Annotated in this window: 12 protein-coding genes; 1 reads left to right on the top strand and 11 read right to left on the bottom strand. The window is 29.4% G+C overall.

What is annotated here, in order from left to right; translation table 11 throughout:
- Nucleotides 1-2: 2 nt before the first annotated feature.
- The 3 genes from OM075_RS01835 to dtd are packed head-to-tail and all read right to left on the bottom strand — an operon-like array spanning nt 3 to nt 1,139.
- Nucleotides 3-245: a putative outer membrane beta-barrel protein gene (locus tag OM075_RS01835; RefSeq protein ID WP_301188756.1), complete on the bottom strand. Its 243-nt coding sequence runs from the start codon at nt 243-245 to the stop codon at nt 3-5.
- A gap of 27 nt (nt 246-272) precedes the next feature.
- Complete coding sequence (locus tag OM075_RS01830) at nt 273-641, bottom strand: outer membrane beta-barrel protein (protein ID WP_301188755.1); 369 nt, start codon at nt 639-641, stop codon at nt 273-275.
- Nucleotides 642-686: 45 nt separating this feature from the next.
- Nucleotides 687-1,139 carry a D-aminoacyl-tRNA deacylase gene (gene dtd / locus OM075_RS01825; RefSeq protein WP_301188754.1) on the bottom strand — a complete coding sequence of 151 codons (453 nt, stop codon included), beginning with the start codon at nt 1,137-1,139 and terminating at the stop codon, nt 687-689.
- 242 nt (nt 1,140-1,381) lie between these two features.
- Here dtd and lplA point away from each other — a divergent pair, with 242 nt between their 5' ends.
- Nucleotides 1,382-2,356, top strand: coding sequence for a lipoate--protein ligase (gene lplA / locus OM075_RS01820; RefSeq protein ID WP_301188753.1), 975 nt, complete (start codon nt 1,382-1,384; stop codon nt 2,354-2,356).
- On the opposite strand, the gene uvrC is transcribed toward lplA, so the two are convergent.
- From uvrC to OM075_RS01780, 8 genes are all read right to left on the bottom strand, one after another.
- A complete protein-coding gene (uvrC, locus tag OM075_RS01815) occupies nt 2,353-4,161 on the bottom strand; it encodes an excinuclease ABC subunit UvrC (protein ID WP_301188752.1) in 1,809 nt (602 codons plus the stop codon). The genes lplA and uvrC overlap by 4 nt on opposite strands.
- Nucleotides 4,161-5,786 (bottom strand): adenine deaminase, encoded by a 1,626-nt coding sequence (gene ade, locus OM075_RS01810; RefSeq protein WP_301188751.1) that lies wholly within the window; start codon nt 5,784-5,786, stop codon nt 4,161-4,163. The genes uvrC and ade overlap by 1 nt, the downstream gene beginning before the upstream one ends.
- A gap of 35 nt (nt 5,787-5,821) precedes the next feature.
- On the bottom strand, nt 5,822-7,699 hold the full coding sequence (mnmG, locus tag OM075_RS01805) for a tRNA uridine-5-carboxymethylaminomethyl(34) synthesis enzyme MnmG (RefSeq protein WP_301188750.1): 1,878 nt from the start codon (nt 7,697-7,699) through the stop codon (nt 5,822-5,824).
- 68 nt (nt 7,700-7,767) lie between these two features.
- Complete coding sequence (gene ybeY, locus OM075_RS01800) at nt 7,768-8,190, bottom strand: rRNA maturation RNase YbeY (protein WP_301188749.1); 423 nt, start codon at nt 8,188-8,190, stop codon at nt 7,768-7,770.
- Nucleotides 8,191-8,583, bottom strand: a complete 393-nt coding sequence (locus tag OM075_RS01795; protein ID WP_301188748.1) for an ATP-binding protein — start codon at nt 8,581-8,583, stop codon at nt 8,191-8,193. It abuts the gene before it with no gap.
- 96 nt (nt 8,584-8,679) lie between these two features.
- A complete protein-coding gene (locus tag OM075_RS01790; protein WP_301188747.1) occupies nt 8,680-9,888 on the bottom strand; it encodes a murein hydrolase activator EnvC family protein in 1,209 nt (402 codons plus the stop codon).
- The gene (lolB1, locus tag OM075_RS01785) at nt 9,830-10,663 is read right to left on the bottom strand and encodes a lipoprotein insertase outer membrane protein LolB1 (protein WP_301188746.1); all 834 of its coding nucleotides are present in this window, start codon (nt 10,661-10,663) and stop codon (nt 9,830-9,832) included. The genes OM075_RS01790 and lolB1 overlap by 59 nt, the downstream gene beginning before the upstream one ends.
- Nucleotides 10,650-12,401: a tetratricopeptide repeat protein gene (locus OM075_RS01780; RefSeq protein ID WP_301188745.1), complete on the bottom strand. Its 1,752-nt coding sequence runs from the start codon at nt 12,399-12,401 to the stop codon at nt 10,650-10,652. The genes lolB1 and OM075_RS01780 overlap by 14 nt, the downstream gene beginning before the upstream one ends.
- Nucleotides 12,402-12,421: the final 20 nt, after the last annotated feature.

Genomic DNA, 12,421 nt, shown 5'->3' with positions numbered 1-12,421 from the left:
ACTTATTTAAAACTAAGTTTACTAAAGAAATAAGACACTGATAATTGTAATACTCGATTCCTTTGTTGTATTGCATCTACTTCAATATTAGTTAGTCCATATTGGTAATTCAAGGTAAATTGGAACTGTTCTATAAGCTCTACTCCTAAACTTACATCTGCGCTTATATCCATTAAATGATGATCTTTTCCATCAAAACTAATTTTATTATCATTTACTCCACTACTCGTTTCTACACCCTGCATTCCAAACGAAAAAACAGGCCCTATTTTTCAAATTAGGGCTAGATTTGTAAAACTATGTTTATATTCAAAAAGTACAGGAATATCAATGTAATTCAACATCTTTTTAATATCATTATTATCGTTTACATACGTTCCATATCCTACATACATATCCTTAAAAGCGGAGCCTTTCTGAGAAAATATTAACCCTGTTTGAACAAATATTTCTTTACCAGATATAGATTGCTCATATACAATTCCAATATGATTTCGAACTAATAATTTATTATCATTAACAGCAGGCTCATATGATATTGTTGAAATATTAAATCCTCCAATTACACCAATTTTTTGAGCTGTTGCATTGTAAGCAATAAATAATAACGAAAAAAGTAAAGTAAATCTTATAATTTTCATAGTGAGATTAAGGCTTGATAAAATGTTATAATTAAATTTTAAATGCTATTCTTTATTTTTTGAGTCAATAATGATAGTAACCGGACCATCATTTACCAATGAAACTTCCATATGAGCCCCAAATTCGCCTGTTTGTACTTTCTTACCTATCATTGACTCCAAACAAACTACAAATTGCTTATATAGGGGTATAGAAACTTCTGGTTTAGCTGCATCAATATACGAAGGTCTGTTTCCTTTTTTAGTTTTAGCATGTAAAGTAAATTGGCTTACCACAATAATATCACCATTAATATCCATCAATGATTTATTCATTACACCATCTTCGTCATTAAATATTCTAAGATTTGCAATCTTTTTACATAACCATTCAATATCCGAATGATCATCTTCATTTACAATTCCAACTAAAACTAATAATCCTTTATCAATAGATGACTTAATATTTTGTTCAATAGTAACCGACGCTTGAGAAACTCTTTGAATAACTACTCGCATGTATATATTTTTTTAATTATCGAAACCTTACAATAGTTTTTTTTGTTGAATTGGGTAAAAATATGATAAATTCAACAAATCAAAGCTAGATTAAATTTTTATCACAAACAGATACTCAATGTTTTAATTTAGTTTATTAAGCTTTATATCTGTTGTTTACATATTTTATATATACTTTTACTTTAACTATAAACACACTGAGATTTTAATATTTTTTTTAATACGATAGATTATACAGAGATATGCTCATTATTTTAAGTCAAACAAACGATCCATTTCAAAATATTGCAACCGAGGAATATTTACTTAAAAATTTTAAGGAAGATGTATTTTTTCTTTACATCAATTCAAAAAGTATCATTGTAGGAAAACATCAAAATACACTTGCTGAAATAAATTATTCTTTTGTTAATGAAAATAACATTCCTGTCATTCGGAGATTATCGGGAGGGGGAACTGTTTTTCATGATCCGGGAAATATAAATTTCTGTTTTATTACCTCCGGTGATAAAGGTGAATTGGTAAACTTTAAGAAACATACCACACCAATTGTAAACTTTTTAAATGCATTAAATGTAAAGGCTGCTCACGGAGGAAGAAATGATATTCTTATTGAAGGAAGTAAAATAAGCGGCAATGCATGTCATGTTTTTAAAAATAGAGTGATGCATCACGGTACATTGCTTTTTGATAGTAAACTAAAATCACTAACTAATGCACTAAAAAATGATCCTTTAAAATTCACAGATAAGGCCGTAAAATCGGTTCGTAGTAAGGTGACCAATATACAAGAACATTTAGAGGAGAAAATAGAAGTAAATGAATTTGTACAACAATTGAATCAATACATTATTAATAATTATGATTGTACTTCTTATTGCTTAAATGAAAATGATTACAAAACGATTAATTCTCTCGTATCAGAGAAGTTTAGTACTTGGGAATGGAACTATGGATATAGCCCAAAATATGAGTTTAAAAAAAGACTAAAATCGAATTCCGGAAAGCGATTTGAAATTACAATGCAGATCAAAAAAGGAGAGATTCTGGAGGCTAAAATAAAAACAAATGCAACACAAAAAGTTAAAATATCAGAGTTAGAAAAAACATTAAATTCATGTTTACATCAATACGATGATATCAAAACTAAAACTGAAACCATATTTAATGAATACACAGAATTGGACCAAAAAGAGTTTTTAGAGGCTTTATTTTAATGAAAGTAATCCCAAACAACTTTACCTTTAGCCATTCCAATTACCCCCTGAATTTGATCTAAACCTAACTTTTTTATTTGTTCTACAGACTTAAATTCGGCCAATAATTTTTGTGCTGTCTTCTCTCCTATCCCATTTATTTGATCTAATTCCGAAGCCACAAAATTCTTTGATCTTTGATTTCTATGAAATGTGATACCAAAACGGTGAGCTTCATTTCGGGCATGCTGAATAACTTTTAGCGTTTCTGTATTTTTATCTAAATACAAAGGTACTGGATCACCAGGAAAAAATATTTCTTCCAAACGTTTTGCAATACCAATTACAGCAACTTTATCATCGATTTCTAATTTCCTGAATATTTTCATAGCAGCTCCTAATTGCCCTTTTCCCCCATCAATAATAACCAGATTAGGTAACGATTCATTTTCGTTTATTAAGCGTTTATATCGTCTTTCTATGATCTCTTCCATACTGGCAAAATCATCAGGACCAACCACTGTTTTTACATTAAAATGTCTGTAATCTTTTTTACTAGGCTTGGCATTTTTAAAAACAACACACGCAGCAACAGGAAAATTTCCCTGAATATTTGAGTTATCAAAGCACTCAATATGCATAGGTTTTTCCTTTAATCTTAAATCTTTTTGCATTGTTTTTAAAATACGATCTTCTCTGGTTTCCTTTTTATGTATCGATTGTTGCTTTAATTTCTCCAAACGATAATACTTTACATTACGTTCAGAAAGCTCTAATAATTGCCTCTTTTCGCCTTTTTGAGGTATGATAAAACGAACATTTTCAAACGCTGTATCGGGCTTAAATGGAACAATAAGTTCTCGTGAATTACTATGTAATCTTTCTCTGATTTCGGTAATCGCCAATGATAATAATTCGGGTAAAGACTCATTTAAACGCTTTTTCATCTCAATAGTATGCGCCTGTATTATGGATCCATTTACCACTTTTAAGAAGTTTACATACGCCGAATTTTCATCTTCTATAATAGAATATACGTCCACATTATTAATGCTTGCACTTACAATAGTGGACTTACTTTGATAAGAATTGAGTTGTTTTATTTTTTGCTTTACTTCTTCAGCCTCTTCAAATTTATATTCAGAAGCATAGGAATGCATCATTTCTTTTAAATATTTAATAACAGAATTAATGTTTCCTCTAAGAATATTTTTAATAGATTCTATGTTTTCGCGATAGATTTCTTCGTCATATTTTCCGATACAAGGACCTTTACAATTACCAATATGATACTCTAAACAGACCTTATATTTGCCCTGAGCAATGTTTTCTTGAGATAAATTTAGTTTGCAATTTCGAAGTGGATATGTCGATTTAAACAGATCTAATAGAGTTCGAACCATCCCTACTGAGGTATATGGACCGAAGTATAAACTACCATCTTTGATCACATTTCTGGTTGAAAAAACTCTAGGAAAAGATTCGTTTTTTACAACAATCCAAGGAAAGGATTTGTCATCTTTAAGTAATACATTGTATCGGGGTTGATACTTTTTAATGAGGTTATTTTCGAGCAATAAAGCATCCTCTTCTGAGTTAACTACAATGTGCTCAATATTGGCAATATTACGAACCAATAAAGCGGTTTTACCATTATCAGGCTTTCCTACAAAGTATGATGAAACACGCTTTTTTAGGTTCTTGGCTTTGCCTACATAGATAATTTTCCCATCCTTATTGAAGTATTGATACACTCCGGGATCGGACGGAAGAACTGCAATTTTTTCTTTTAAATAATCAATTTTAGGATTTAATATTTGACTCATTAAACAAATAAATTAGTAAAAGAAAAGGTGCTTACATCAAATAAACCCTTATCCCCTATTTTAATTTTAGGAATTACTAAGAGCGACATAAATGATAAAGTCATAAAAGGAGCCTTTAATGGAGAGCCAAATTCTTTTACTTTTTCATTTAAAAGCAGATAATTTTCGGCTACTTTTTGACCATCTTCATCTGTCATTAGTCCTCCAATTTCTAAAGGAAGTGTGTTAATTTCATCATTATTTACACAAGTAATACCTCCTCTACAAGCAATTATTTCATTTAATGCTTTCACAATTTCCTGATCAGAAACACCTACAGCAATTAAATTATGACTATCATGAGCAACACTACAAGCAATTGCACCCTTTTTTAAACCAATGTTTTTAATAAATCCTACAACTGGAGGAGCTGTTTTATAGCGATTAACAACAACTATTTTTAGTATATCTTCATCTATACTCGATACAATATTTCCATCAATTATATTAGGTTTCCATATCAATTCGTCGGTAATTAAATCCCCATCGACAGCTTCTATAACCCTAATATTTTTACCTTCTTGAGGTAAAATTTTAATTTCATCTTCATTAATAGATGAAATATTAAAGTTATTTATAGCCTCAGATTTATCTAAATCAAACGTAATTTTACCTTCTGTATAAACTTTTTCACCATTAATATAAGTCTCCAGAATATTAAAATCATCCAAATTATCTACTACAATAAAGTCAGCATCATCTCCTTCCCGAAGTAAACCAACGGGTAAATTATAATGCTCTACTGGCTTAATTGTAGCAGCTCTTAATAGTTTAAAAATGTCTATTCCCTTAGCTATTCCAAGTTTAATAATCTTATCTATATGTCCTTTTTGTAAGATTTCATCTGAATGAGAATCATCAGTACATAACATGATATCATCAGGGTGAGTATCAAACAATGAGGCTAAATTATCAAAATTTTTAGCTGCACTACCCTCCCTAATTTGAACTACAATACCTTGATTGATTTTATCAATTGCTTCATTTGTATTAATACATTCATGATCAGTTGTAATACCAGCTTGGGCATATTTCTTTAAATCCTCTCCTACTAAACCAGGTGCATGCCCATCTATTTTCTTACCATATTTATGCGCAAGTTTTATCTTTTTCAGAACTTCTTCATCTTCATAAATCACCCCAGGAAAATTCATCATTTCAGACAAAGCATAAACTTCTTCCTTTTGTAATAATAACTCAATATCTTCAGAAGTAATAACAGCTCCTGATGTTTCAAATGAAGTTGCAGGTACACAAGATGGTGCTCCGAAAAAACATTTCAATGGTGTACCTTTAGAGTTCTGGATCATATATTCTACACCCTCCACTCCCATCACATTTGCTATTTCATGTGGATCTGTTACCACCGCAACTGTTCCACGTGGAACAACTATTTTAGAAAATTGCTTTGGAGTGAGCATGGAACTTTCAATATGTACATGACTATCTATTAATCCCGGCAGTATATAATTTGAATATTCTTGATCAGTTTGAGTAATAGAAATAATTTTTCCATTATTATATTTAATAGTACCATTATAAATTTTCCTATTAAATAAATCTAGAATTTTACCTGATATGTTCATAATATAAATATTTCTGTTCCACGTGGAACATTAAACTATCTTCCCATCATAACCAACAGAACGTTAATATCACTAGGACTAACGCCAGAAATACGACTTGCTTGTCCTATAGTGTCAGGATTTATTTTAGTTAATTTTTGACGTGCTTCTGTTGATAAAGATTTTAATTCAGTATAATTAAATCTACCTTTAATTTCTAAATTCTCTAATCTTTTCAATTTATCAGCCATAACCTTTTCTCGATTAATATAACCTTGGTACTTAATAAAGATTTCGGCAGATTCTAATATTTCTTCTCTCCTATTATCTGGTAAGATGGTAATATGCTTTTTAAAAGGTTCTATATTATCTACAAGATCATGAATATTAACTTGTGGTCTAAGTAAAACATCTTTTAACTTAACAGTTTGTTTTAATGGTGTTGTACCTACCTTTTCTAAATATTCATTTATAAATTTAGGTTTAATACTGAAATCATTAATAAATTCTATGATAGAATCTCTAAGTTCTATTTTTTTATTTAATAAAGCTAACCTATAGTCATCTGCCAAACCAATATCATGTGATTTTTTAGTTAATCTAACATCTGCATCATCTTGCCTTAATAAAATACGATATTCTGCACGAGAGGTAAACATTCTATAAGGTTCATCCACTCCCTTAGTTACTAGATCATCTATTAATACACCTATATAAGCTTCATCTCTACTTAATATAAACGGTTCTTTATCATTAAGCATTAAATGAGCATTGATCCCTGCCATTAAACCTTGTGCACCAGCTTCCTCGTATCCTGTAGTACCATTAATTTGACCGGCAAAATAAAGATTGGAGACCAACTTAGTTTGCAATGTATGGTTTAATTGAGTTGGGTCAAAGAAGTCATATTCAATAGCATAACCTGGTCTGAAAATACTGGCATTCTCCAATCCAGGAATTTGTTTTAAAGCTTCAAGTTGTACATTTAAAGGTAACGAACTACTAAATCCGTTTAAATAATACTCTATGGTAGTTTCACCTTCAGGTTCAAGGTGAAGTTGATGTTTATCTTTATCAGCAAAAGTTACTATTTTAGTTTCAATACTTGGACAATACCTTGGACCTATACTTTGTATAGTACCGTCATATAATGGTGAATCCTTCAAACCATCTCTTAATGATGTATGTACCTCCTCATTTGTATAAGTCAACCAACAACTCTTTTGCTCCAGTTGTGATTTAACCTCTGGTAAATAGCTAAATTTATAAAAAGTATCATCACCCTTCTGTTCCAGACACTTAGAAAAATCAATTGTTCTTCCATCTATACGAACAGGTGTACCAGTTTTCATTCGATCCGTAGTAAAACCAAAATTAAATAACTTTTCGGTTATACCTGAAGATGAAGGTTCACTTATCCTCCCTCCTTTCATCTGTACTTTTCCAATATGCATTAAACCATTTAAAAAAGTACCATTAGTTAAAACCAGGGCTTTACAAGTAAATTCTACACCTTGTTCGGTTATAACAGATTTAACCTGGTTTCCTTCAAAAGTTATATCTACTACTTTATCTTGCCAAAAAAACAGATTATCAGTATTTTCCAATACTTTTCTCCATTCACTTGAAAAAACCATCCTGTCACATTGAGATCTAGGACTCCACATAGCAGGTCCTTTTGATCTATTTAATAGTCGAAACTGAATAGAACTTTTATCTGTAACTATTCCACAGAATCCACCTAAAGCATCTATTTCACGCACAATTTGTCCTTTAGCAATACCTCCAATAGCAGGATTACAGCTCATTTGTGCAATTTTATTCATATCCATAGTAACCAACAAGGTTTTAGAACCTAAATTGGCAGCAGCAGCGGCAGCCTCACATCCAGCGTGTCCGGCTCCCACTACAATTACATCGTAATTAAAATCCATAATAAACAAATAAGGATGCAAATGTACATGTATCCAGTTATTTAACCATCAAAATAGTAACAGAAAAACTAAGAAATTGTTTCTAGAAGTTTTAGGGCTTCATTTTCTTTTTGTCGCATGATTTTAGCTTCATCTTCAGTTTTATCTTTAAAACCTAATAAGTGTAAAATACCATGAACAATTACCCTGTGCAATTCTTCGTTATATGAAGTATTAAACTGTTGAGAATTTGTTAATACTGTATCTAAACTTATAAATAAATCACCAGATATTGTATTATTTTCACAATAGTCAAATGTTATTATATCAGTATAATAATTATGATTAAGATATTGATTATTAATATCTAAAATATAATCATCATTACAAAAAATGTAGGTTATAGAACCTAAAAAAGAGTTGTAACTAGTAATAACATTACTAATCCAACTCTTTACTATATTTTCATCTATCTGTTTATCAGATACTTCTTCGTAATAAAAGTTGATCACTTATAAATCAAAAATTAATTTTACAGTACTACCATTATTTTCAAATTCTATCTCATCTGCTAAATGATTCATCAAAAATATTCCCCTACCATGAGTTTTTTCTACATTTTCAGGTAAGGTGGGATCAGGAATTTTAGAATAATCAAAACCGTTACCCTCGTCCATTATAATGAACTCCAAGGTTTTATCGGTAATTGTATACTCTAATCTAACTTTCTTATTAATATCAAGCTTATTTCCATGCACAATGGCATTATTTACACCCTCAACTATGGCTAAAAGAAGTTTTCCATAAATATCAGAATGTAAGTCATACTGATTAGAAATATCATCAATTAGCTTCTCTATAAGAGTTATATTTTTAATGTCTGAATCAATTACAATTTTTTCCACAATCAGATCCATTTAGCTTCCGAATTATATACGTTTACAAGCGTATACTAAAATTTGTATAAATAGTTACTAAAATCAATAAATATTTTTAAACATTTAATTAAAATTAGCCAACCACTCTATCGGGTTAATTTTTTTACTCTCTTCCCAAATTTCAAAATGCAATATACCACTCTTATCTTCACTATCCGTATATATTTGACCAATATCTTGATTACTGTGAATAGTTTCTCCACTTTTTACATAAACATTAACAAGATTAGCATAAACTGTCAGATATTTACCATGACGAACAATAACAGCTTTATTGTAGCCAGGGATAGCAATGACGCGGCTTACAGTACCATCATACACACATTTAACTGCATTTTCCTTGAGTGCAGTAATATCTATACCATTATTTTTTACTTTTACGCCCTTTAAAACGGCGTGATTATGTTCACCAAACCTACTTGTTACAATTCCATCTTTAACAGGCCATATCAATTGTCCTTTAGCTTTACTGAAATTACTAAACATATATTTTGAAGAACTAGCTAAAGATTCCTTGATTAACTTTTCTATATTTCGTTCAAGTTCATTTGAAGCTTTTTGTTTCTTCTTTATTTCTCTTTTAAGCCAAACTTCATCCTGTTGTAATTTGTCGATATAGTTTTCTTTTTTGGAAATAGCTAATTTTATTGATTCTAATTCATTATTTAGAAGATCATATACATTTTGTTTCTCACGTAAATTTTGTAGATTAATGGCTTGTATACTATCATGTTTGGCTTTAGTATGTTCAAGGACAACACCTTGCTTTTTCCTATAAGAACTATATTGTTTTAATAAACTAAATCTTCTATAAGCTTCAGAAAAACTATTAGCACTGAATATAATCATAAGCTCATTTAAATTACTGCTTAATTGCTTATTAGCTTCAACAATTAAATTTGCATAGCCTTTTTTTAAGGATTGTATTTCTGTAGCTAATTGATTTATAAACTCTTTATTTCGGTCTATTTCATTTGAAATTACTTGTATTTCAGATTGGTAAGTAGAAATAATACTTTGCTGAGAACTTATTTTAGAATTTAATAATTTTAATTCATTCAAATAATTATTTTTAGAAACACCCTTTTTCTCTAATAATTTTTGTGCATTAGCAATTTCGCTCTGATATTTTTTCCGAAGGTTTTTTAACTTTTCTACTTCAGAATTCTGTGCAGAGCCAAAAATATAAATTAAAGTAAAAAAGATAAGAAGACTATATCTCTTTAACTTGGTACGAAGAAGGTATTTTGAAATGCAGGCTTCCACCATCATTAATTTCTAAATAATTAATTTTCAAAGATATCTGAAATTTCTTTATCCCCTGAGATGCTTCTATTTCATAGGTCTCTGGAAATAATATTTTATCAAATTGTTTAAAGTCATCGTACTTAACAGTCAAAGTCTGCCCGCTACCAAAATCTTTTATAAATACATTAAAAATCTTATAAATATCTGGGTGGATACTTATTTCATGAATTACAAGATTTGCATTATCACGTTTCACTATACGGTTGACACGTTTATCTCTTATTGATTTAAAAGAATAAAAATCTTGTTCCACATGATTTTTATATTTCTTTAATCCATCATAAAAATCTAACTCACTGGGATATAAAAATAATTGATTTGAAATAAGTGCTTGTAAAATATCAAAGCTTATATCAACCCCAAAATCTTTACTAAAATACGAATAATCTGTTTTAAATACTTGTTTATTATGCTTGTCTACTATGATTACACTGTCATTTGTTAACTGAGTACGAACGACTTCTATACCCATAGGAGCATAAATAGAAACAATGATAACACTATCCTTTTTAATTACAAAACTTCCTTTAAATGATCTTTTTTGCGAACCATCATTAAAAGTAAAATTTGCCTTTTTAATATATAGTTGATCATAGTTTATCTCATGATCTTTAAGTTGTTTACGCAACTTAACATCAGAAATACTTGTAACATTACCTATTACAACTTTCTCAGTGGTTTTACAGGAAATAATTATTAAAAAAATTAAAACCAGCCATCCCCATTTATTCTTCAACATAATTTTTTTGATCTATTTTCTTCATCAAAATAGAAGATTTATTCCCCATTTTTTTTGATATATTCCACTGTGCTACAGCACCTTCAACGTCACCATTTTTAAACAAAATATCACCGTAATGTTCAACAATTACATCACTTGAATTACCACCATTATCTATAGCTCTTTCAATGATATATTTTGCTTCAAAATAACGTCCTCTTTTAAATAAAACCCATGCATAAGTGTCGAGATATGTAGAATTAGAAGGTTCTAATTCAATACACTTTGCAATCATAGATTCAGCTTTATCTAAATTTTTATTTTCAAGAGATAAATAGTAACTATAATTATTTAATACTACGACATTATTTTCATCGATTTTAAGGGCCTTATCGTAATAAGTAAACGACTCATCAGAACGCTTTAAATTATAGAGTACATCCCCTAAATTGGCATAAAACTGTACGGTCATCTGTTTATTATCTCCTACAAACTCCAAACCTTTAATAAAGCTGTTATATGCTTCTTCATTTAATTCTTTTTGCATACACGCCATACCATGGAATAAAAAGAACAGAGGTTCTTCCGGAAAGGATATTAAAGCTTCTTTTGTATCATTATATAATAATGTAAAATCACCATTATTAATTTCTAACAAAAACAAATCCTGCCAAACAGATGCATTTGTATTATCAAGTTTAAGTCCAATTTTATAATAACTGATTGCTTCCTTAATTCGTGATCTATTTTGCAAATAATTACCATAAAAAACAAAGGCTTTTGCATCCTCATTATGAGTTTTAGTTAACTCTATAAATAATGCTTCAACTGATGCCGTATCTTTATAATTATTGAAATCCTGACCAACTAAGAAAGGTAATAATCTTTGTATTTTTATTTCAACATCAAGGTTTTTATCCTGTAAGGCTTTTGTATAATTTGTCAGGAACAAAACTGTATCTTTTTCATTAATTGCTATATTTCCTAATGAAAAATATCCTAGTCCATTACCAGGATCCAAAGTGAAAATTTTATTATAGGAGTCCTTCGCTTTATCATATTCTTTATTATAAAAATACACATCACCTAAATAACCATAATACTTAGGTTCATAAGGATTATCCTTTATTAAATTTTGAACCTCTTTATAAGCTAATGATTCTTTACCTAGTTGAAGATATAATTTTTCCTTTTCAAGCGTAATAATTTCAGTAATTCCAATTTTTCCTTCTAAACAATCATATGTATCAATAGCGTTTTGATATTCTTGATTTTGAGCATACAATTGCGCTAAAACATATAAGTATTCCTCATTCTCCTGAAATTGTTCAGTTAATGATTTATACATAACAATTGAGTTAGGAATATCTTTATTTTGCTGATATAAATCCCCTAATAACATTTTATACCATTTATTATTAGGAGCTAAACGCACTGCATTCTTTAACAAATCCTGTGCTCCTTTATAATTCTTGTAACCTATTTCTATATTAGATAATTCATAATAACAGGTACTACTTAAACTATCAATTTTGATACATTCAATTAAATACATTTTGGCCTTATCAATCTGGCCCTGCATTTTTAATCTTTGCGACTCGTAGAAAAAATAATCAAATTTTCTTTTCTCTACTGAATTTAAAGATGTTGTCGTTAATACAGTATCTGATTTAATAGATTTGGAAGGTGTATTTTGCAATGTTTTACAACTAAATAAAACAATACTTAATAAACCAATAATATAATAGTATTTCATTTATAATGATATAAAAGTCT

This window comes from Plebeiibacterium sediminum, from assembly GCF_026013605.1.
GTDB classification, from domain to species: domain Bacteria; phylum Bacteroidota; class Bacteroidia; order Bacteroidales; family Marinilabiliaceae; genus Saccharicrinis; species Saccharicrinis sediminus.
This window is presented reverse-complemented; position numbering and strand designations above follow the sequence as displayed.

What these genes read in the sequence shown, in the direction of transcription:
- mnmG (WP_301188750.1), bottom strand. Translation starts at nt 7,699, where the DNA reads ATGGATTTTAATTACGATGTAATTGTAGTGGGAGCCGGACACGCTGGA.
- OM075_RS01835 (WP_301188756.1), bottom strand. Translation starts at nt 245, where the DNA reads ATGCAGGGTGTAGAAACGAGTAGTGGAGTAAATGATAATAAAATTAGT.
- OM075_RS01780 (WP_301188745.1), bottom strand. Translation starts at nt 12,401, where the DNA reads ATGAAATACTATTATATTATTGGTTTATTAAGTATTGTTTTATTTAGT.
- ade (WP_301188751.1), bottom strand. Translation starts at nt 5,786, where the DNA reads ATGAACATATCAGGTAAAATTCTAGATTTATTTAATAGGAAAATTTAT.
- dtd (WP_301188754.1), bottom strand. Translation starts at nt 1,139, where the DNA reads ATGCGAGTAGTTATTCAAAGAGTTTCTCAAGCGTCGGTTACTATTGAA.
- lolB1 (WP_301188746.1), bottom strand. Translation starts at nt 10,663, where the DNA reads ATGTTGAAGAATAAATGGGGATGGCTGGTTTTAATTTTTTTAATAATT.
- lplA (WP_301188753.1), top strand. Translation starts at nt 1,382, where the DNA reads ATGCTCATTATTTTAAGTCAAACAAACGATCCATTTCAAAATATTGCA.
- uvrC (WP_301188752.1), bottom strand. Translation starts at nt 4,161, where the DNA reads ATGAGTCAAATATTAAATCCTAAAATTGATTATTTAAAAGAAAAAATT.
- OM075_RS01830 (WP_301188755.1), bottom strand. Translation starts at nt 641, where the DNA reads ATGAAAATTATAAGATTTACTTTACTTTTTTCGTTATTATTTATTGCT.
- OM075_RS01790 (WP_301188747.1), bottom strand. Translation starts at nt 9,888, where the DNA reads ATGATGGTGGAAGCCTGCATTTCAAAATACCTTCTTCGTACCAAGTTA.